Origin of the sequence: Fictibacillus arsenicus, assembly GCF_001642935.1 — a bacterium.
GTDB lineage: Bacteria > Bacillota > Bacilli > Bacillales > Fictibacillaceae > Fictibacillus > Fictibacillus arsenicus_B.
This window is the reverse complement of the sequence record NZ_CP016761.1, coordinates 715,451-733,988: the sequence shown is the minus strand read 5'-3', so window position 1 is coordinate 733,988 and position 18,538 is coordinate 715,451. Positions and strand designations below refer to the sequence as shown.

The 18,538-nt window shown below is 41.4% G+C and carries 19 protein-coding genes and 1 pseudogene; 4 read left to right on the top strand and 16 right to left on the bottom strand.

Annotation, left to right across the window (positions count from 1 at the left end):
• Positions 1-77 precede the first annotated feature (77 nt).
• A complete protein-coding gene (locus ABE41_RS03985; RefSeq protein ID WP_437435468.1) occupies positions 78-1,364 on the bottom strand; it encodes a M48 family metallopeptidase in 1,287 nt (428 codons plus the stop codon).
• A 74-nt stretch (positions 1,365-1,438) separates the two neighbouring features.
• Positions 1,439-2,266, bottom strand: a complete 828-nt coding sequence (locus ABE41_RS03980) for an HAD family hydrolase (protein ID WP_066286737.1) — start codon at positions 2,264-2,266, stop codon at positions 1,439-1,441.
• Between the two features lie 141 nt (positions 2,267-2,407).
• On the opposite strand from ABE41_RS03980, the gene ABE41_RS03975 reads away from it, so the two are divergent.
• The 3 genes from ABE41_RS03975 to ABE41_RS03965 are packed head-to-tail and all read left to right on the top strand — an operon-like array spanning position 2,408 to position 4,737.
• The gene (locus tag ABE41_RS03975; RefSeq protein ID WP_066286735.1) at positions 2,408-2,812 is read left to right on the top strand and encodes a GntR family transcriptional regulator; all 405 of its coding nucleotides are present in this window, start codon (positions 2,408-2,410) and stop codon (positions 2,810-2,812) included.
• Positions 2,796-3,680 (top strand): ABC transporter ATP-binding protein, encoded by an 885-nt coding sequence (locus tag ABE41_RS03970; protein ID WP_066286733.1) that lies wholly within the window; start codon positions 2,796-2,798, stop codon positions 3,678-3,680. The genes ABE41_RS03975 and ABE41_RS03970 overlap by 17 nt, the downstream gene beginning before the upstream one ends.
• Entirely contained in the window at positions 3,670-4,737 is a 1,068-nt protein-coding gene (locus tag ABE41_RS03965) for a hypothetical protein (RefSeq protein ID WP_066286731.1), read from the top strand. Before ABE41_RS03970 ends, ABE41_RS03965 begins: the two co-directional genes overlap by 11 nt.
• 80 nt (positions 4,738-4,817) lie before the next feature.
• Here the strand turns inward: ABE41_RS03965 and ABE41_RS03960 are convergent, their stop codons facing one another.
• The 12 genes from ABE41_RS03960 to ABE41_RS03910 form a co-directional block, all read right to left on the bottom strand.
• Entirely contained in the window at positions 4,818-5,663 is an 846-nt protein-coding gene (locus ABE41_RS03960; protein ID WP_066286728.1) for a glycerophosphodiester phosphodiesterase, read from the bottom strand.
• Between the two features lie 461 nt (positions 5,664-6,124).
• Positions 6,125-6,985 (bottom strand): Cof-type HAD-IIB family hydrolase, encoded by an 861-nt coding sequence (locus tag ABE41_RS03955; RefSeq protein WP_172827327.1) that lies wholly within the window; start codon positions 6,983-6,985, stop codon positions 6,125-6,127.
• 412 nt (positions 6,986-7,397) lie between these two features.
• Complete coding sequence (locus ABE41_RS21425; protein WP_276531385.1) at positions 7,398-7,529, bottom strand: hypothetical protein; 132 nt, start codon at positions 7,527-7,529, stop codon at positions 7,398-7,400.
• A gap of 97 nt (positions 7,530-7,626) precedes the next feature.
• Positions 7,627-7,932, bottom strand: a complete 306-nt coding sequence (locus ABE41_RS03950; RefSeq protein WP_066286723.1) for an AzlD domain-containing protein — start codon at positions 7,930-7,932, stop codon at positions 7,627-7,629.
• A complete protein-coding gene (locus tag ABE41_RS03945; RefSeq protein WP_066286721.1) occupies positions 7,925-8,650 on the bottom strand; it encodes an AzlC family ABC transporter permease in 726 nt (241 codons plus the stop codon). The genes ABE41_RS03950 and ABE41_RS03945 overlap by 8 nt, the downstream gene beginning before the upstream one ends.
• Positions 8,651-8,748: 98 nt before the next feature.
• A complete protein-coding gene (locus ABE41_RS03940) occupies positions 8,749-9,813 on the bottom strand; it encodes an undecaprenyldiphospho-muramoylpentapeptide beta-N-acetylglucosaminyltransferase (protein ID WP_066286720.1) in 1,065 nt (354 codons plus the stop codon).
• Positions 9,814-9,989: 176 nt separating this feature from the next.
• Positions 9,990-11,423, bottom strand: coding sequence for a dihydrolipoyl dehydrogenase (lpdA, locus tag ABE41_RS03935; protein WP_066286718.1), 1,434 nt, complete (start codon positions 11,421-11,423; stop codon positions 9,990-9,992).
• Complete coding sequence (locus tag ABE41_RS03930) at positions 11,424-12,701, bottom strand: dihydrolipoamide acetyltransferase family protein (RefSeq protein ID WP_066286715.1); 1,278 nt, start codon at positions 12,699-12,701, stop codon at positions 11,424-11,426. It lies immediately after the preceding gene.
• Between the two features lie 12 nt (positions 12,702-12,713).
• A complete protein-coding gene (locus ABE41_RS03925) occupies positions 12,714-13,709 on the bottom strand; it encodes an alpha-ketoacid dehydrogenase subunit beta (RefSeq protein WP_066286712.1) in 996 nt (331 codons plus the stop codon).
• The gene (gene pdhA, locus ABE41_RS03920; protein WP_066286710.1) at positions 13,709-14,773 is read right to left on the bottom strand and encodes a pyruvate dehydrogenase (acetyl-transferring) E1 component subunit alpha; all 1,065 of its coding nucleotides are present in this window, start codon (positions 14,771-14,773) and stop codon (positions 13,709-13,711) included. Before pdhA ends, ABE41_RS03925 begins: the two co-directional genes overlap by 1 nt.
• Positions 14,774-14,787: 14 nt before the next feature.
• Positions 14,788-15,888, bottom strand: a complete 1,101-nt coding sequence (locus ABE41_RS03915; RefSeq protein ID WP_066286707.1) for a Leu/Phe/Val dehydrogenase — start codon at positions 15,886-15,888, stop codon at positions 14,788-14,790.
• Between the two features lie 93 nt (positions 15,889-15,981).
• Positions 15,982-16,377, bottom strand: a complete 396-nt coding sequence (locus ABE41_RS03910; protein WP_066286704.1) for a thioesterase family protein — start codon at positions 16,375-16,377, stop codon at positions 15,982-15,984.
• A 153-nt stretch (positions 16,378-16,530) separates the two neighbouring features.
• On the opposite strand from ABE41_RS03910, the gene ABE41_RS03905 reads away from it, so the two are divergent.
• Complete coding sequence (locus tag ABE41_RS03905) at positions 16,531-16,953, top strand: HIT family protein (RefSeq protein ID WP_066286700.1); 423 nt, start codon at positions 16,531-16,533, stop codon at positions 16,951-16,953.
• 233 nt (positions 16,954-17,186) lie between these two features.
• Here the strand turns inward: ABE41_RS03905 and ABE41_RS03900 are convergent.
• Together ABE41_RS03900 and ABE41_RS03895 are read right to left on the bottom strand one after the other, a co-directional pair.
• Positions 17,187-17,627: pseudogene (locus ABE41_RS03900) on the bottom strand (AhpC/TSA family protein); the annotation flags it as partial.
• A gap of 139 nt (positions 17,628-17,766) precedes the next feature.
• On the bottom strand, positions 17,767-18,486 hold the full coding sequence (locus tag ABE41_RS03895; protein WP_066286697.1) for an SDR family oxidoreductase: 720 nt from the start codon (positions 18,484-18,486) through the stop codon (positions 17,767-17,769).
• Between the last annotated feature and the right edge of the window lie 52 nt (positions 18,487-18,538).

Below are 18,538 nucleotides of genomic sequence, written 5' to 3'. Positions count from 1 at the left end.
CGAGAAACGCTCATAAACACGAAAAAGCTGGTCCGTGAAAGTGGATTTCAACCACTCTCGGCCAGCTTTTTTTAAAATTAATAAGGTAACTGCTCCTTATCCAATGTTTTCCCTGTATTATAGCTGTCTAAAAAGTGGATACGCTCAAGCATTGTCGGATGGCCATACAAGAACCACTTTACAATTTTAGGCGGATTCACTTCACTCAAAGACACGGTTGCCAGCTGCTGAAAAGCGCCAACTGCTGCTTCAGGATTCTTTGTCATCTGAATCGCGTACTGATCAGCATCACGTTCCGCTTTTCTAGAAACAGCATTTTCCACTGGAGAAACCACGAAGCTTAGGAGCGAGAATATCAGAAGCAAAGCAGGAAGAGCGGCGAGGTCCCCCACTCCTTTAATACCCCACGTCTTACCGTATTTCACAATCCACTTGCGATAGATGATATTACCAAGCCACAAGCCCAAGAATGAAAGAACAATCGAAGAAATCAAGTTCCAATACAGGTGATTCATCACATAATGTCCGATCTCATGAGCCATGACAAACAACACTTGGTTATCACTCAATTTATTTAACGTTGTATCCCATAAGACAATTCTCAAGTTAGAACCGATTCCGTTAACATATGCGTTTAATGCATTCGTCTTTTCAGACATGTTCACTTCATACACATTTTCAGCCGGTATTTCCGCTTTTTCGGCAATGTTAAGGATCTTTTCTTTTAAAGCTTCATCCTGCAGCGGGTAGAACTTGTTGTACAACGGATCAATCACGACAGGCTGAATAAAGTATAAAAACACAGTAAAAGGAATGGAGAGCAGCCATGCAAACAGCCACCATCTTTTTTCATATTTTTTGATCAGCCAATACATGACTCCAACCATGAGCGTTGTCAGTGCCCAGCTGATCCAGAAATCCACAAGACCGTCCCTCATCCAGCTATGAAAGGATTGGACGGATATGTTATAGCTTTTTGATACTGTAAAGCTGTAATAGCGGAGGGGAAATGTTAACACCCAGCTCGCAAACGACAGTAGCAAAACATAGACCGCCGTATGAACGATAGAAAATCTTGTTAGCCCGCTTGATGCTTTTCGAAACCATTTTGACAGTCCAAAACCTAGAACAAATAAGTAGATCATCCATTCGAGCGGTACAGAAATAAAGTACAAAAAGTCCTTTATCCTTGAGAAATCAGTACTCAACTCCAGCTCTCTGTCCGTCATAAACATTGCCGGGTCCGCCGCGGATCCCTTAAGGTCTACTGGCAGTGCCGAATCGGCTCCGTGAAACAAGTAATACCACATCAATGCACCGTATATGCCAAAGCCCAGCATAAACCACATGGATTTTTTCAAAATACATGCCCCCTTTTATACCTACTATAAATTGTAAGGGGATTTGTCCTATTTAGAACAAGTCATGAGATTATTTTTTATAAAGCGTTCGTCAAGGTAGGGATAATAATAAGATTTTCGTGATCAACTTCTATACGGTTAGGCTGTATGTAGATAGCTTTTAATCCCATTAACAGAGCCGGTGCAATTTCATTAATAAAATTATCGCCGATTGAAACGGCCTCATGAGGCTGCACACCAAATTCGTCCAGGATAGTTTGCATCTTTTCTTTTGTTTTTAAGGGCTTGTGTCCTTCTGTAAAAAGGGCATGAAATATCCCCTCAAGCTCAAGTTCGTTTAGCAGTCTTTTTACATCTTCTCTTTCGCTGTTCGTGAGCAGGACAAGCTTCTTTTCCTCTTTTAGACGAATCAAACCATCTTTCAGCCCAGGTGTTTTTGTTAAATTAAATTGATCCGTAACCATATATTCTTTCGTAGCGTTATAACATTCCCATGTATCGCTTTGCTTCAGCCCAAAATGCATAGCTGTCGCATAGGGCAGCCACCAGCCATCACCAATTGCAATCAGGCGTTCAAAATCATATACAAGTTCGCCGGCATATTCCTGTTTTATCCTTTCTTCTTGCCAGTCTTCCCCATCAAATGATGTGACCTTTGTTACTTGCAGTGTCATAGGATCCACTGTTACACTCGTATCATTTTTAATATCATATACCTTCCCGATCGCAACAGGATGTGTCCCCTTTTTCATGTTCTCATATGTATCCCAAAATGCCTGTTTCTTATCATCTGCAACACGCTGCTGCATCAGCCTGCAATAATAATCAAAATGATCCGTGTCTTCATAAAGAGTTCCGTCCAGATCAAAAATCAGCAGTTTTGCTTCATCAATCAATTGTTTCATGCTGAACACCTCCTGCAATTATTGTAGGTTCCTGCATTATAAAAAGTAAAGAAAAGTACATTGACAGGAATTTACTAATCCTGTATGTTATAAGTGTACTATATAGAGTAATACACACATAGTATTTAAAGGTGGGATAATATGATTTTAAATTTAGATCCCCGAAGCAATACGCCAATATGGGAGCAAGTCGTCCATCAAATTAAAGAGCTGATTTTGAAGGAGATCCTGCAGCCCGAAGATAAGTTGCCTTCGGTAAGAGAACTATCAGGAACATTATTGATAAATCCAAACACAGTAAGTAAAGCGTACCAAGAACTAGAGCGGCAAGGAATCATCGAGACTCTGCGGGGAAAAGGCACTTTCGTTTCTGCTTCCATAACCCCCAGAGCCGATGAGCAGAAGATTGCCGAGATGAAGCAGCAAATCAAACAGCTTGTCATTGATGCTTCTTATTTAGGAATCGACCAGCAAACGTTGACACTATGGATAAAAAAGTTTTCTGATGAGCTTGGAGGGCATAACGACCATGTTAAAAATGATTAATGTTAGTAAAAAGATAGATGGACGCCAGGTTTTAGAACATGTCAATATTACTCTTGAGCCCGGTATGATTGCAGGTATTGTTGGCCGAAACGGTGTCGGTAAATCTACTTTGCTCAGAACACTTGCCGGGATTCTCGACCCAGACGAAGGCGAAGTAACATTTAATGAAATCAATATCCACCGCCAGCCTGAAGTTAAGCAAAAGCTTACTTATGTTCCTGATTCTACTGAAATTTTAAAATCCTACAACGTAAAAGAGATTGTGAAACTGTATGATGCGATCTATGAAGATTTTGATGTTATGTATTTTTACTCTTTAATGGATCGTTTTAAGCTCCCAAAAAACAGAAAGCTTAGAACCTATTCCAAAGGGATGAAAGCTTTATTTCTTATGATTCTTTCATTCTCTACAAAAGCTGATTTTATTATTTTGGATGAACCAACAAACGGGCTGGATCCGATCGTAAAACGAAATATTCTTCAATTTATTATTGAAGAAGTAAGTGAACGTCAATTAAGTGTTCTTATTTCCACCCATCACCTTGAGGAAGTTGAAAAGATAGCTGACGTACTTATTATGATGAAGGATGGTCAGATCGAGTCAACTACTTCGATTGAAGATGCTAAATCATCATTCAGGAAAGTTCAAGCCGTTTACAAGCATTCTCTTCCTGAGAAAATTGCAAACTTAAACAACGTAAGCATACTTTCTCAGACCGGAAGAGTGTATACGCTGATGATCAAAGGCAATATTGAGGCAACAATGGAAAAGATGCAGCAAGAGCAGCCTTTATTGTTAGAAGAGCTTCCGATGACACTTGAAGATATATTTATTTCATCGCTTGGAGGGGAATCACATGTTTCATAAAGCATTATGGATGAGAAATCAAAAATTAGCGGCGCCGGCTGTTTGGGCCGTTTATCTTTCTTTATTCTTTTTTCTTCCTTTTTTCTTTTTTGGGGAAGCACAAAATCTTCAAACACAGGTAGACGAATTTCATTTAAAAACATCACAATTAAACTTTAGTTTTCATGGTGTTCAAATCGCCTTGTTTATGACGCTGATTCTGGTAGGGTTTGCCTCTTTGCTCATCGGGCCGGAGAGAACAACACATTCTACTGATCTGACATTTTCGCTTCCTTTTAAAAGAAAAGATATTTTTCTTTCAAAATGGATGTTTGGTGCAGTACATATCACTACTGGACTTTTAGTTAATCTATTATTATGTATGCTCATTGTAAGGTTTACGATTCTTAATGAAATTGCCGATGCATCATTTTTACTGGAATTCATGAGTTTAGTAATCCCTTTTTCTATCGCCATATTCACTTTTAGTATGTTTATAGGAACGATCGCCGGCAGCATAATATCACAGTTTATTCTAAGTTTTATTTTCTTGTTCTTCCCGGTTGGTTTCTTTTCTCTAATAGGAACATTTCTGATGTTTCACGGGGTTCAATTAGATATGATGACTGGTCTGAACGGCGGATCCTTAAATACATTTGGAGATTTTATTGCAACAGCTACACTCCCTGTGACTGTTTTCGAATTCGCCTATTATACGGATGTCGTTGATAATATTTATGGTTCTGTTGCAGATCATACAAGAATGCCAAATTATCTTACACTGCTCTCTCCGCTTATTTATTTTGCAGTAACATTTCCACTCGGGATTTGGTTTTTCAGCTCTACGAAGAACGAAAATAATGGAAGATTACTTGTTTTTGAAAAAGGAAAGCGTTTCTTCAGCTTTGGTGTAATACTTTGCTTTGCTCTTGCGTTTGGTATGGCGGGCGGAAATCTATTTGGTTCTTATAATAACACGTCTTTAATCAGCTATTATTTTTCAGCTTCGATCGGCGCAGTCCTTAGTTACTTCGTGTTAAGAAAGATCATGAATATTCGATTAGGGTTAAGCAAATAAACTTAGAGCGGATCAACTTCCGCTCTTTTTTTGTTGAAACAGAAAAAAGCAGCTGACGCATATATGCCAGCTGCTTTTTTTTATCGTCCTTTTTTCACTTCATTCAACAGGTCTGGAAAGTTTGTGAATATTCCGGTTACGCCCCATTCGATTAGCTTTTGCATTTCTTCTTTTTCATTCACTGTATAAGGATGTATCTCAAGTCCGTTTTGAACCGTTTTCTGAACATACGCCTTGTCGATCATAGCACTGTTTGGTCCGATTCCGACTGCATATTGTTTAATAGCTTCAACTTCTGCATCAGAAATGGCAGCTGGTGATGTATACCACATTAGCTGTACTAGTTTCATAGAGGGGTCGATCTCGTTCATTTTCAATAAACTTGCAGAGCTGAACGACTGCACTAGTAATGTATCTTTGTTAATTCCATATTCATCAACCATCTCTGCGAGTTTTTCTTCCATCCCAGGGTAGACCTCAGGTGATTTTGTTTCGATATAATAGTTCGCATTCTTTCCGAACGTTTGAAACACTTCTTCTAATGTTGGCACTTTAAGACCTTCATACTCAGTTTTTGCTTTTTCCGGATATTTCTCATTGAACCAGCTGCCTGCATCAAGCTCTTTAATTTCTTCTAGCGTGTAATCTTTAACCTGTCCTGTTCCATTCGTAGTACGATCAAGTGTTTCATCATGCATGGCGATAAGCTCACCGTCTTTTGTCATCTGAAGATCTACCTCTATGTAGTCCCCGTGCATTTGTTCACCCATCTTGTATGACATTAAAGTATGTTCCGGTGCATAACCAGAAGCACCCCGATGTGCTACATTCAATATCTCTTTCTCTTTTTCAGCTGCATCTGCTGTAAGTCCTGATCCCATAACTGTAAGGCTTAACGCAAGAGCACCAATAGTAGCTTTGAACATGATATTACACTCTCCCTTTGTTGTCAGTGAAGTACTCTCTCACATTAACAAGGGAGTTTGAAGAATTGTTTACACCTGCGTAAATCTGAAGTAAAGAAATTATTAATAAGGGCTCTTCTCTAAAAAATTGTTGCCTTGATTTTTTTCATTCTCTTCTTTGGCAAGTTGATTGGAGTGCAAGGTGCGAGACTCCGGCGGGATCAGCGTGCCAGCTACCTGAGTATTCTTCTCGCAAGGCATGCGACGAGGAATACACTTCGTCAGAATTTACATGTAGACGCAGGAGCACACTAACTCCATTGAGACTCCTAATGGCACAAAAGCGCGAGGAGGCTCACCGCACGCCCCGCGGAAAGCGAGCATCCTGGAACGGAAATTAACTCCTTTCAAGAGCTACAAGTTTTCCAATCAGCTAAAATAAAAAAGCCAGCTCGACATTTTCGAACTAGCTTCTGTAAACGTTATTTTGTTTCTAAAAATCTTTGAATAGCAAACGCTACTCCGCTTTGGTCATTCTCTTTTGTTACGAAAGCAGCCATATCTATTACCTCGTCCACCGCATTTCCCATGGCTACAGGAAAACCCGCAATTTCGAGCATCGAAACATCATTGTAGTTATCTCCGATTGCCATCGTGTTATCCATAGGGATTCCTTTTATTTCTGCAAACCTTTTTAAAGCCACACCTTTTTGCGCTTCACTATTTGTAATCTCCAAGTTATTATCAGCTGACGAGCTGACTGCTAGATCATCAACCGCTTGCAGATGCTGAAACGCACGCTTAAGTTTTTCTGTATCACTTGAAAAAGCAAGGAACTTATAGACCTCTATATCTTTTTGATCCAAAAGTTTTTCAAAATCTCCTACTACACTTACAAGTCCTAAACGAAAACGGCGTAAAGCTGCCTTTTGAACATCATCATCCGTTGCTTCAGGATTTGAAGTAATAACAATATCCTTCATAACCTCATAGGCTTTTTCACGATTATCCGTATACGTTCCCTTACTTGTATACAATTCGTAATAGATGTCCTCTTTATCTAGAATACTTTTGATTTCTTCATATTGTGAGAACTCTAGAGGTGTTGAAGAAAGAATCTCCCATTCAGCAGACCTGATTTCAGCTCCGTTTACACAGATAAGAGGCAGATGCAATTCTGCTTCTTCTAATGTATGCCTTGCTTCATCATAAGAACGCCCGGTTGCAATGACAACATGATGTCCATCTTTTACTGCTTGTGAAATGACCTTACTGTTCTCTTTCGTAACTTTTAACTGTTTATTAACTAGTGTTCCATCCATATCTATTGCGATCAGTTTCATTAATATCATCCTTTATTGCTTAGTCCATTAGTAAGTTTACCCATAAGTACAATAATTCAAAATTAACTTATGTGTTATTAAAAAGTACTTTTCTAAAAGATTGTTGCTTTTGAGTCGTTTTTGCCTTCGTTGACTAGTTGATTGGAGCGTAAGGTGCGTGCCTACCACCTGAGAAGCTTCTTGTTGGGCATGCGACGAGGAAGCTCACATCGGTAGTTTTTACTTGTAGACGCAGGAGCAAGGATACTTCCATGAAGCGGGACAGGTGAGACTCCTACCGGCGCAAAGCGCAGAGGAGGCTCACCGCACGCCGCCCGGAAAGCGAGCATCCTGGAGCGGAAATCAACTACTTTCAATAGATTTTAAAATAAAAAAAGAGCTTTAGAAGCTCCCTTTAAAAACAATTTTAGCATTAATCTTTGTAGATAAATGATTGTACCATATCCGTTACAGCGTGGAAAATTTCAACGGCTTGAAATGATAATACAGAAAGCGCTGAGATAGAAAATAAACCTATAAGTACAAATCTAAGTAAATGAGGCATCAGTAATCTCCTCCTTTTACTTGTGATTATACGCCCACTGTTTTCCGAAAATCAATTAATAAGGTTAATTATTTATAAAGTAAATTATGACAATTGTCTACAAAAATGTATAACCGTATAAAACTAAGATCGAGGCTAACACCACGATAATAACATTTAGGTTCAGCCATGCTGCAATAAAGGCAGCTGCTGCCCCTATGACACCATACAACACAGAATCCGGATTAATCGTCAGCACCCCTGGAAATATGAGCGCTCCTAAGATAGCAAACGGAACATTTTTCAATATCCCCTGTACTCTTGGATGCAAGTTATTTGTGTGAAACAGGACGAGTGGAAGCATTCTTGGAATGTACGTAACAAGGCCCATACCTATAATTACCCAAATCAGATTATCATTCATTCCTCTCATCCCCCTTCACAAAAAACTCAATTGAAACGGCTGCAATCAATGTAGATAAAATAATTCCCCAGCCGCCGCTAAGAAAAGGGATAAATGAAAATAAAGAGTTCAGAACTGCAGCTGTTCCTGCTAGAGCAATGACTTTACGGCTTTTTTTAGCTGCAGGTACAAGCAGAGCGATGAACATCGCATACAGAGCAATACCCATGCTGGCCTGAAGTGATTCCGGCAGTCCCGAGCCCATCACATACCCTGCACCTGAAAATACTACCCAGGAGCTGTATGCTGCTAGACCGAGTCCTAATAAATAGCTTCCCGTTAATTTTTTTTCTTGAGACGTTGCCGCTACTGAAAAGGTTTCGTCGGTTATAAAAAAAGCGTATATTGCTTTAAGCCATTTTGGCTCATCTTCCGCACGCTCTTTCAGAGAAGCACTCATCAGCAAATGACGGATGTTCATAATAAAAGTCGTTAGAATTAGTTCAGCAGCCCCGCTTGCGGCCGCGATCATAGATAAAGCGATATATTGTGAAGCACCAGCAAATACAATAATACTCATGCCAACCGTTTCAAAAAGGCTTAAACCCGCGGCTTTGGCAAGCAAACCGAATGTAAAAGCAACGGGCATATAGCCGATTGCTATTGGCAGTCCAGCTTGAATACCCTTTTTCCAAAGACCATGGGTTTGTTCGCTAGAAATTGCAGGACTAGGCAACATAATCTTCATCTCCGTATTCTGTGTGATTTGTGCAGGAATTGTGTATAAATTGAAGGGGGTCTGTCCCGGGGACAGACCCCCTTCAATTCTCAAACAATTTATTTACCGCTAGTGATTGTTCGCAAAATAAGGTCTACGCTATCAGAGGCTTTGAAGCTCTCCATGTTTCGCTGCATGTTGTCTTTATCAGCTTTAAGCTGCTTTAAAGACTGCAGGAGCGTTTCTTTTGTTAAATCTTCTTCGTACAGCACGTGGCAAAATCCTTGTTTTTCAAAAGATTGTGCATTTAAAATCTGGTCACCGCGGCTCGCGGCTCTTGTCAAAGGGATTAACAGCATTGGAATTTTTAGTGTGAGCCATTCAAAAATACTATTTGAACCCGCACGTGAAATCACAAAATCTGTTGCCGCCACTACATCCGGCAATTCTTTTTGAATGTACTCAAACTGGCGGTATCCTTCTGTATGATTTAGATTCTGATCCAAGTTTCCTTTTCCGCATATATGCACGATCTGATAAGAACGAAGCAGCTCAGGGAGAGATTCTCTTACTGCTTCATTGATCTTGCGGGCACCTAAGCTTCCTCCCATTATCGTTAATACTGGCAAGTGGCTTCTAAACCCTAAGAAAGATAGACCTTTCTCATTTGATCCTTGCAGAAGCTCATCACGAATAGGTGAACCCGTTACTATGGCTTGCCCTGCAGCAAAATGCTTTTTCGCTTCATCAAATGTCACAAAAATCTTAGAAGCAAATTTAGATGAGATCTTGTTAGCAAGTCCTGGGGTAATATCCGATTCATGAATGTACACAGGAATCTTTCGCAGCCATGCCGCAATAACTACAGGCACTGCAACGAATCCTCCTTTAGAAAATACTGCATCAGGTTTGATCTTTCCAAGTTTCAAATAAGCCTGGGCCACACCTGCGGCTACTTTAAACGGATCTTTTATATTTTTCAAATCAAAATAACGCCTTAATTTACCGCTTGAAATTCCGTAATACGGTACATTCGTTCCTTCTTCTATTAAACTTTTCTCTATTCCATCAACAGAACCGATGTAATGAAGGTCCCATCCCATTTTTTTTAATTTAGGTATTAATGCTAAATGCGGGGTTACGTGTCCAGCAGAACCACCGCCGGTTAAAACTAGTTTCTTCAAACTGCATTCCTCACTTCTTTGTTTATCCGCAAGCTGCAGCGGATTTAATCTTATCGCCATTTTAATATATGTTGCCGAAAAAAGAAAATAGCAGCTGTATGATTCTTTACTGTTAAACAGCTGTTTAATATCTTTCGAAACAACATATAAAAAAGCGGCCTATAAGACCGCTTTTCTTAGACTGTACTTTTCTCTTTTTTCCGTGCTGGCGGAACATGAATTGCTTTTCCGCTCACACTTTCAATAGCCTCAAGCCATGCTTCATTTAAAGCTGGATGCGCATAGACCGGATAAGCAAGATCTTCCTCACGCGCAACCATCTCCAGTGCGTAAGTTCCTGCTTGAATCATATCAACAGCACCTGCACCCATCATGTGAATTCCGAGAATTACATCTGTCTTTGCGTCGATTATCATCTTCGCAAGACCTTCTTTTTGACCTAGAATAGAAGCAAATCCGTTTCCGCTCATTGAGAACTGACCGGTTTTAACTTCATATCCTTCACTCTTTGCTTGTTCTTCCGTCAGACCTACTGTTGCGATCGGCGGATTTGTATGAACCACATAAGGTACTAAACTCAAATTGAATGCCGAAGATAGACCTGACATATGTTCAGCTGCTGTTTTTCCTTGTTTGATTGCTTTTGAAGCGAGCTTCATGCCAATCGTACAATCACCTGCTGCATAGATATTGGATACACTCGTCTGGCTGTGCTCATTTACGACGATAAATCCGTTCTCATCACGTTCCACATTGATTGCTTCGAGCCCAAGTCCCTCAACATTTGGTGAATAACCGGCTGCATAAAGCACATGAGAAGCATCTATAGAAACTTTTTCTTCAGCATCCTTTGTCAATGTCACTGCAACAGTATCAGCCGTTTCCTCTGCACTTTCCCACTGATGATTCTTGAACACTTTAACCTTACTTTTCTTTAAAACTCGCAGCAGTTCTTTTTCGATCCCGCTGTCTAAGCTGAATCCATCAGCCGGAGTAATCAAGGTAACTTCACTTCCGAGCTGTTTATAAGCCATTGCCGCTTCCAATGCGAAATAATCTTCACCGTAAACGACAAGACTCGCTGGCAGCTCATTCAACTCCCATAAAGTATGAGGCGTCATTACCCGGTTTGATAGTTTTGTCTGTTTCGGCAATAACGGACTGCTTCCCGTTGCGATCAATGCATGTTCAAATTCATACATCTCAAAATGGTGACCGGAATCGATGCCGATTCTCTCACCTGACATGAAGGAAGCTGAACCTGTTAAGTGTTCAATCTTATTAGCTTTAATAAGTGCTTCAACACCTTTTTGCAGTCCCGTTACAACAGAAGAATAGTAGTTTGTAAAGGTTCCATATTCGAAAGTCGCTTCAGGTACCGATATGCCCATTAGTTTATAATGAGACAGCCCGGAAAAATTAGCCGCTGTTTGAGTTAAGCTCTTTGAAGGGATGCATCCTTTATGAAGACAAACGCCGCCAAGCTTTTCTTTTTCGATCAGCGTTACTTCGAGTCCCAGCTGAGCCGCACGGATCGCAGCATGATAGCCGCCAGGTCCTCCTCCGATAATAACCAGCTGTCGTTTTGTTGCAAAGTCACCTACAACCATTTATATCAGCTCCAGTGTCATGAAGTAAGGGTTCTCGATGAGTTCTTTTACACGGTTCGTGAACATAACAGCAGTCGCCCCATCTGCTACACGGTGGTCAAACGACATAGATACATTCATCATCGAACGAATCACAATCTCGTTTCCAAGCACAACAGGCGTTTTCTTCGTTTTATGGAAAGCCATCAGCGCAACTTCCGGATGGTTAATAATCGGTGTTGCTGCGATTGATCCAAGAGGCCCAACGTTCGAAATCGTAAATGTTCCGCCAGTCATATCTGATCCTTTTAACTTGTTTGTTTTCGCTCTTGTGATCTTATCTTTCATATCCACTGCAATGTCTCTTACGTTGCGCTGCTCCACATGTGATATAACCGGTACGATCAAGCCTTCATCAGAATCTGTTGCGATTCCGATATTCACGTTCTTCTCAAGTCGGATCACTTCTTTTTCTTCATCAAGCTTCGCATTGAAAATCGGGAAGTCCTTCAGAGCAATCTGAATCGCTTTTACGAAAAATGCCGCAACAGAAACGTTCATTCCCCGCTTATTCTCTGGGTCCATCGCTTTCAGCTGCTTCTTCAGATCCATTACAGCTGTTACATCGATTTCTTCAAAGTGTGTAACATGCGGAATTGTCGCAAGAGATTGAACCATCTTTTTCGCAATCTGTTTTCTGCGTCCTTTAAACGGAATCTCCTCTGCATCTTTTGCAGTATAAGAAGGTGCTTCAGTCTTACTGTCGTCTGCAGTATGGTTTCCAGCTTCCTCTTTAACTGTAGAGGCAGAACCATTCTCAATAAAGTTATTAACGTCCTGATCCGTAACGCGTCCTCCAGGTCCAGTGCCGAGGATCTGTTCGATATCAACACCGTTTTCACGTGCGATCTTTCTTGTAAAAGGCGCAGCGAGAACACGTTTGTTAAGCGTAGCGATTCCACCTGCAAATACTGTATTCTTAGGTACAGCTACGATCTTATCTACTACAGGCTGTTCCTGAACGTTCGCAGGTTCTTCTGCTCTTTTCTCAGATGGTGCTGATGAAGACGCTTCGATCGTTAATATAACAGAACCTACTGTCACAACGTCTCCTTCTTTTACTTTGATGTCCTTAATGGTGCCTGCTGCAGGTGAAGGAAGTTCAGCGGTCACTTTGTCCGTTTGCACTTCGACAAGCGGCTGGTCGATCTTAACCGTATCCCCCGCTTTTACGAAAAAGTGGATGACTTCCCCTTCATGCATGCCTTCTCCAATATCATGCAGTTTCACTTCTACCATTTGTTCCACCTCCTAAAATTGAGTGACTTTCTCGATTGCCTGAACTACACGATCTGCACTCGGCAGGTAGTGGTCTTCAAGAGCGAACATCGGTACTGGTGTATCAAAACCAGTCACACGCTCAACAGGTGCTTTCATGTATAAGAATGAAGTATCGTTAATCAGTGACATGATCGTCTCACCAAGTCCGCCAGTTCCCGGTGCTTCGTGAACGATAACAGCGCGGCCAGTCTTCTGGACACTCTCTGCAATCATGTCTTTATCAAGCGGATAAAGCGTGCGAAGATCGATCACATCACACTTGATCCCCTTTTCTTCTGCGGATTTTGCTGCTTTTGTCACAACGTCAATCATGGCTCCATATGCAAAAACGGAAACGTCGCTTCCCTCTTGCAGACGAGCAGCTTTCCCTAGAGGAACATTGTACTTTCCTTCAGGCACATCCATCTTCGTGCTTCTGTAGCAACGCATCGGCTCCAGGAATAGCACTGGATCAGGATCTTCGATTGCAGAGATCAGCATTCCTTTTGCATCATAAGGATTAGATGGAACAACAACTTTCATTCCAGGCATTCCGGTAAAAAGTGCTTCAACAGAATCAGAGTGGATTTCAGGTGCACGCACTCCTGCTCCAAACGGTGCACGGATAACCATAGGTACTGTAAAATGACCTAGCGTTCTTGCACGGATTCTCGAAGCGTGTGTCATGATCTGGTTAAAGGCTGGATAGATGAACCCTAAGAACTGCATTTCAGCGATTGGTTTAAACCCGTTCATCGCAAGACCGATCGACGTACCAATAATTCCAGACTCTGCAAGCGGTGTATCTATTACTCTTTTCTCGCCGAACTCACTAACCAGTCCGTCAGTTGCCCGGAATACGCCGCCATTCTGCCCAACGTCTTCTCCAAGCACAATTACATTTTCATGTTCTTTCATCATGACGCGCATGCCGTCTGTCACGGCTTGAACCATCGTTAACTTTTTCGTATCTACTGCCGTTGTCATTAGCGATCACCTCTTGAATGTGCATATGCTTCTTTTTGGCTTTCAATCGGCCAAGGATTCTCCGCAAACACATGATCAAATACATCGTTATAATGTGGTGCCGGAGTCTCTTCCATCTCTTTTACTGCTGCTTCAATCTCAGCTGTTAAAGACTCGTGCAGCTCTTCTGCCCATTTTTCATCCCAAATGTTTTCATTTTTCATAAAGCGCTCAAGTCGAAGAATAGGATCTGTCTTTTCACGCCTTGTCGCTGACTCGTTCTGGTCTCTATACTTCGAGGGGTCATCAGCTGTCGTATGCGCTCCATAACGCCAAGTAACAGACTCGATCAATGTCGGGCCTTCGCCTTTTCTTGCACGTTCAACCGCTGTGCGTGTGTGGAAGTAGACCGCAAACACATCGTTGCCATCCAAACGTACTCCTTCCATCTCATAAGCAACCGCTTTTTGAGCGATCGTTTTACTTTTCATCTGTTTTTCGATCGGAACTGAAATCGCAAAACCGTTGTTTTGATTAAAGAAAACAACAGGAGCATTGAATACACTCGCAAAGTTCAATCCTTCATGAAAATCTCCTTCTGATGTTGCACCGTCTCCAAAATAAACGATGGAAGCCCGGTCCGTTCCTTTAAGCTTTTCAGCCCACGCAGTACCCGTCGCATGTAAAAGCTGAGATGCGATCGGGACCGCCGGCGGGAATATGTTCTTTCCTTCAGGAGGGATACAGCCTTCTTGACGGCCTTTCCAATAAAGAAAAAGTGTTTTTAATGAGTGGCCAAATGTCATCGTCGCCGCATGATCACGATAAGTCGGGAACATCCAGTCGCCTTCTCCCATCGCCAAAGCACTGCCAATCTGTGAAGCTTCCTGTCCTTCAAAAGGTACATATGTCCCGATTCGCCCTTGACGCTGCAGGTTAACACCTTTACGGTCAAACAGACGGGAACGAAGCATTTTTTTATAAAGTTCTTTTGTCAGTTCTTCTGTTATTTCACTTCGGTATGTTTCGTCGTTCCATTCCCCGTTTTCATTAATAATCTGCAATTTCGGAAATAGCTTTTCCATGAATGAATCCCTCCTTAGTTTCGAACCTGCCATTTAGGTCTTCTGTTATGAGCAAAGAAGCTGTTTCGTTTTGAACGGGCTGCTAATTTTTCTTCACAAAAACGGTTAGCCGCTTCCATAGTCGAAATACTGTTCTTCGTGCTTTCGCTGTAAATCTGGATCAAGCTGTCATAAATCGCTCTCGTCTTTGTCAGTACACGAGCTTTGTTTGGTCCGTAAAGTTCATCTGCAACCTGGATCAATCCGCCTGCATTTACGATATAGTCAGGACCATATAGAATTCCTTTTTGCTGCAGGTATAAGCCATGCTTATCTTCTAGAAGCTGGTTGTTCGCACTCCCAACAATCGCTTTAACCTTAAGCTGTTCAATCGTCTCGTCATGGATGATTCCGCCAAGTGCGCAAGGAATGAAAATATCTGCGTCTACTCCGTAGATGTCACTGCCATCAACCACTTCTGCATTGCCTGGAAGCAGTTCAGCTCTTTCTTGAATCTGTTTCAGTGCTTTTTCGTTAATGTCTGTTACGTAAATTTGTGCACCAGCTGCCAATAGCTGCTCTGCTACTTTAAATCCAACTTTTCCTAAGCCTTGAATGGAGTAAGATTTTCCTGCGAGCTCGTCAGTTCCTTCAAGGGTTTGAATCGTAGCTTGCAGTCCATAGATAACCCCTTGTGCTGTAGGTACCGAAGAGTCACCGCTGCCGCCATATTCTTCAGGAACACCAACGATGCAGTTTGTTTCTTTTAGAGCATGAACAAAATCGTCTGGCGTCGTTCCCATGTCAGTACCCGTATAAAAACGTCCGTTTAATGAATCAACGAACTGGCCGAATGCACGGAACAATTCTGGAGTTCTTTCTGATGTAGGGTCGCCAATAATAACGGACTTCCCTCCTCCAAAGTCAACATCCGCTCCTGCACATTTGTACGTCATGCCCTTTGAAAGGCGCAGTACATCTTCAAGTGCCTCATCAACAGATGAATAAGGTCTCATTCTGCATCCGCCAAGAGCTGGTCCAAGGGTTGTATTATGTATTGCGATAATCGCATTAAGACCTGTGGATGGATCATTACAAAATACGACTTGCTCGTGCTGTGATATTTTTTCAAACATGCTGAATCCCCCTAGTGTGTCTCTATTTCGCTTTGATTCTTTTTTGCTTTGCTGCTTTAAAGTGAAAGCGCTTTCATTTTCAGTTAAAAAAATTTAAACTTTCATTTCTTCAATTTTTTGTGAGATCGCTGTTCTTGGCAGGATATATTGAGTAACTTCACCTTCACCTGCAAGTGCTTTTCCATTATGAACGGTAACATCGCATATAACTGCTTTACCTTTTATTTCGCGTAATGTAGCTGTGACAATTAGTTCTGCGCCTTCAGGTGTCGGCGACATATGTTTTGCGGCTACACCTCCGCCAATACCTTCTTCATGATCTTCAAGATATGGCAATATGATCTGTCTTGCTGCCCATTCCATATGGTAGACCATGCTGACCGTTGAATATGCCGGGTGAACCAGCTTACCTTCAAATTGAGCAAACATATCGGGTGTCACTGTAGCTGTAATGGTGGCTTTTTGACCAACCTCCATGCCTGGTTTCATGCATACACCTCATATCTTTCATCTAATTTATATAACGTTTTCTTAACGATATCATAGCATTTTGTGTGATAAGCGGTCAATGAATCGCCCGAATTGTTCCATTTGTAAGAAATGTGGAAAATATGCAAAAATAAAGGCGGAGGTGTTTTTTCAATGAAAGAATGTTTATTTTGCAATCCTATGAATTTTCCAGAACAGAAAATAGTCTTTGAGAATGAAAGCTGTTATTTTATCCAAAGTCCGAAAGCACAGGATATTTTGGAAGGTGCGGGCTTAGTCATCTCAAAAGCCCATGTTGAAACCGTATTTGATTTAAGTGAAAAAGAGTGGATGGATACATATGAATTAATGCAAAAAGCGAAGAAACTGCTGGATGAAACGTACGGACCTGATGGTTACAGTACCGGTTGGAACGTTAAGCCCGTTGGCGGACAGAGCATACCTCACGCCCACTTTCATATCATTCCTCGTTTTGCAGATGAGCCGTTTGCCGGTAAAGGTATCCGTGCGTGGATTAAATCGGAAGCGAACCGCCGGCCAAGCAGGAAGATTGAGATTGAGGCTGAAGTGAAGTAATCCGATCTATGTCATTTTACATATTATGTTAAATTATGTGATGACACTCCTTTTTTATGTAATTACAGCAGTTTTTTATGTGATGAAGCTGGTTTTTTATGTGATGGATACAACTTTTTATGTAATAAACTCATTCAAGCGAACTTTAACAGCTTAAATTACTTTCCATTTGCCTAAAATAAGCCAAGAACCCTGCCACTTTCCATGTGACAGGGTCCTTTCAACTTCAAACCTTATTTGTTTTCGCTGACCTGCTTCAAAATCTCCTTCACTCGTGCATGATCTTTCGGTGAATCATCCATGTGCTTCCACAAGACTTCACCGTCGCGGTCAAACAGCCATGAACTTCCTTGAACATTTACGTCCTGATTCTTGACTGCACTAAAGAAAAGCTTTCTTTTCTTCTCTTCTTTCGGAATAATGTCGCTTATCTTCGCTTTACCGCTCAAAATCCCAGCGCCTACATAGGCCAGGCTCTTCAAAGTAGAGAACCGGTGATTTCCCATCTCCTTATATACATTCATTTGTGGATCTCCATAAATGTTAAAAGGGTACGGACCATGAACTTCTAAAAACTTTTCAATCTGTTCCCGATCGGCAGGTGAAACAATGACTACCTTAACCGAACGCGCTTCAAACTCATCGAATGACTTGCGCAACTGCGCAAGGAAATGCTGACAGAACGGTCAGCCAAGGTGTCTGACTAAAGCCACGAATGTCTTATCTTTACCTAACAAATCACGCAGGACTACAGCCTCAGAACGATCAATTGAAATCAATTTTTGATTCAAGTCCATGGGAACAGCCTCCTTTTTATACGTTTGGATATTCCTGTGAAAGTGGATGAAGCATGATCTCGTCAACGACCATATGCTTTGGTGCACTTGCCATATATGCAACTGCTTCTGCGATGTCTGTCACCTTCAGCCAGTCTTCTTTAAAATCAAGGCCCGGTTCACTATCTGCAAAATACGTATCAATTGCCCCTGGATTTACCGTACCTACTCGTACACCAAACTCGCGAAGCTCTTGAGCTAGCGAACCAGAGAAACCTTGTACAGCATATTTTGTAGCGGTGTATACAGAACCGTTTGCAATTGTTCTTCGTCCAACATCAGAAGAAATCGTAATGATCGTTCCTTCCTTGCGCTCTTTCATGTGCGGAACTACTGCTGTGCTGCAAAGGAAAACACCTTGAACGTTTACTTCAAACATCTTTTGAAAGTCTGCTAAAGAGTGCTCCTCGGCCAATTTAAACTGTCCAACACCTGCGTTGTTTACCAAAATATCTATTTTTCCGAAATGATCAAACGTTTGTTTAAAAAGATCAGCTACATCTGTTTCATTTGATACGTCAGCTTTTACTGCAAGAACATCATAACCTCTATTTTTCAGTTCGTCCGCTGTTTCATAAATACCCTCAGATGAACCTACTAACGTTAATTTTGCACCAAGAGTTCCTAATTTTTCTGCAATGGCCTTACCGCATCCGCGGGTAGCGCCTGTTATAACAGCAACTTTATTTTGTAGCATCTTAAAAATCATCCTTTCACTTTAGTACTCTGCTCTATTATAAGCATAAAAA

What these genes read in the sequence shown, in the direction of transcription:
- ABE41_RS03980 (WP_066286737.1), bottom strand. Translation starts at nt 2,266, where the DNA reads ATGAAACAATTGATTGATGAAGCAAAACTGCTGATTTTTGATCTGGAC.
- ABE41_RS03975 (WP_066286735.1), top strand. Translation starts at nt 2,408, where the DNA reads ATGATTTTAAATTTAGATCCCCGAAGCAATACGCCAATATGGGAGCAA.
- ABE41_RS03970 (WP_066286733.1), top strand. Translation starts at nt 2,796, where the DNA reads ATGTTAAAAATGATTAATGTTAGTAAAAAGATAGATGGACGCCAGGTT.
- ABE41_RS03965 (WP_066286731.1), top strand. Translation starts at nt 3,670, where the DNA reads ATGTTTCATAAAGCATTATGGATGAGAAATCAAAAATTAGCGGCGCCG.
- ABE41_RS03960 (WP_066286728.1), bottom strand. Translation starts at nt 5,663, where the DNA reads ATGTTCAAAGCTACTATTGGTGCTCTTGCGTTAAGCCTTACAGTTATG.
- ABE41_RS03955 (WP_172827327.1), bottom strand. Translation starts at nt 6,985, where the DNA reads ATGAAACTGATCGCAATAGATATGGATGGAACACTAGTTAATAAACAG.
- ABE41_RS21425 (WP_276531385.1), bottom strand. Translation starts at nt 7,529, where the DNA reads ATGCCTCATTTACTTAGATTTGTACTTATAGGTTTATTTTCTATCTCA.
- ABE41_RS03950 (WP_066286723.1), bottom strand. Translation starts at nt 7,932, where the DNA reads ATGAATGATAATCTGATTTGGGTAATTATAGGTATGGGCCTTGTTACG.
- ABE41_RS03945 (WP_066286721.1), bottom strand. Translation starts at nt 8,650, where the DNA reads ATGTTGCCTAGTCCTGCAATTTCTAGCGAACAAACCCATGGTCTTTGG.
- lpdA (WP_066286718.1), bottom strand. Translation starts at nt 11,423, where the DNA reads ATGGTTGTAGGTGACTTTGCAACAAAACGACAGCTGGTTATTATCGGA.
- ABE41_RS03930 (WP_066286715.1), bottom strand. Translation starts at nt 12,701, where the DNA reads ATGGTAGAAGTGAAACTGCATGATATTGGAGAAGGCATGCATGAAGGG.
- ABE41_RS03925 (WP_066286712.1), bottom strand. Translation starts at nt 13,709, where the DNA reads ATGACAACGGCAGTAGATACGAAAAAGTTAACGATGGTTCAAGCCGTG.
- pdhA (WP_066286710.1), bottom strand. Translation starts at nt 14,773, where the DNA reads ATGGAAAAGCTATTTCCGAAATTGCAGATTATTAATGAAAACGGGGAA.
- ABE41_RS03915 (WP_066286707.1), bottom strand. Translation starts at nt 15,888, where the DNA reads ATGTTTGAAAAAATATCACAGCACGAGCAAGTCGTATTTTGTAATGAT.
- ABE41_RS03910 (WP_066286704.1), bottom strand. Translation starts at nt 16,377, where the DNA reads ATGAAACCAGGCATGGAGGTTGGTCAAAAAGCCACCATTACAGCTACA.
- ABE41_RS03905 (WP_066286700.1), top strand. Translation starts at nt 16,531, where the DNA reads ATGAAAGAATGTTTATTTTGCAATCCTATGAATTTTCCAGAACAGAAA.
- ABE41_RS03895 (WP_066286697.1), bottom strand. Translation starts at nt 18,486, where the DNA reads ATGCTACAAAATAAAGTTGCTGTTATAACAGGCGCTACCCGCGGATGC.